General features: G+C 34.5%; 1 protein-coding gene. It reads right to left on the bottom strand.

Annotated elements, in window-relative coordinates:
* A partial coding sequence (locus JF818_RS12605; RefSeq protein WP_198892342.1) for a transglutaminase domain-containing protein occupies nucleotides 1-1,265 on the bottom strand: 1,265 nt, incomplete at its 3' end.
* Between the last annotated feature and the right edge of the window lie 29 nt (nucleotides 1,266-1,294).

Genomic DNA, 1,294 nt, shown 5'->3' with positions numbered 1-1,294 from the left:
CCTGCAATACGTCCCATCACAGCTAAAGAGGTGGCAAAATAAGTACAGTAGCCTTTTTGCTCTTCAAATAAGAAGTGTTCCACGAAATCCAAATTTGTATTCACTTCTCTGGTGTTTAGGGTATACCGATAGTTATCTCTTAAGTAACGTTCTAAAGTTTTCATAATCTCGTATGGATCTTCAAGATCTGTTGTCACTCGCTTTGTTAATGCAATTGTATTGGTCAGTCCTTCTTCAGGCAACTGAAGATAGTTTTCAACCAAGGATTCATCAAACGGATCATAGAGATGTACAAACTCCGGCTTGATATATTGCACAGAGTACCTTTCCAAACTGATATTTGTACGAGACTTTCTGTATACAATATCATCCTCATTACCAAAAATCTGTTTCTTCATAAAACTACTGCTGTAATACTTATACGGAGAAAAAATAGTTCTAGTCTTTAAGGTCTCCGGATATAATGTTATCTCTTCCAAATGTTCACTTGGAATAACTGATTCAGGATTGTTGTTGATATTGTTTCTATACGTCTCAAAGTCAGATGTCCAACTGGTTCCATCATAAACGTTCTTTGCACGTCCTCTTAAATACAGAGAGCCCTCGTTACTTTTTACTCTCATGATTACGGAGTAGTCCCGTTCTAAAATAGGGCCACCCAAATAATCATTGGGCGAATACATGGTGGATGAAAAATTAAAGACCCTTGAACTCGGTATCGTTTTAAAATCCGAACGAATGGAAGAAATGCTAGGTACAACCTGATGCACTTTATTGTTCAATGACTCAATTGGTAAGAATATAAAGATGATATTTGTTACAAACAATACCGATACCATTATAATAGCCCCTACCATGATAGCAGAAGTATAATTGTAATATCGAGTACCTTCACCTAGATCCTTGGCGTTTTCAACCAGATTTTCATAAATATGAAACTGTTTATAAACTGTCAGACCAATAAAATAAATTGCAAAATAACCTCTTATGCTAGATACATAGATAAACCATGCTATGATGAAGTATAAACCCGCAAATAAGAAAAACTTCCAATCGATTCTCTTTTCTAACAGTCTTAAAACAACAATCATGATTGCTGAAATGATATAAATGATAAATATCTTATAGTATAAATCGTAATAGAATTGTGGTTCACCCATCAAAAAATTTCTGATCCATAAAATCAGGTGTGTATAAAACTCACCATACAACTTATCATAAATGAAGGCTGCTAAATTAGTTCCTCCAGGTAATATGTATTCCATACCTTCTTTTAAGTAGTAAGGTAAATGCG

This window comes from Sphaerochaeta sp. S2, assembly GCF_016406725.1.
Taxonomy (GTDB): domain Bacteria; phylum Spirochaetota; class Spirochaetia; order Sphaerochaetales; family Sphaerochaetaceae; genus Sphaerochaeta.
The sequence above is the reverse complement of the archived record's forward strand: the minus strand, read 5'-3'. Positions and strand labels throughout refer to the sequence as shown.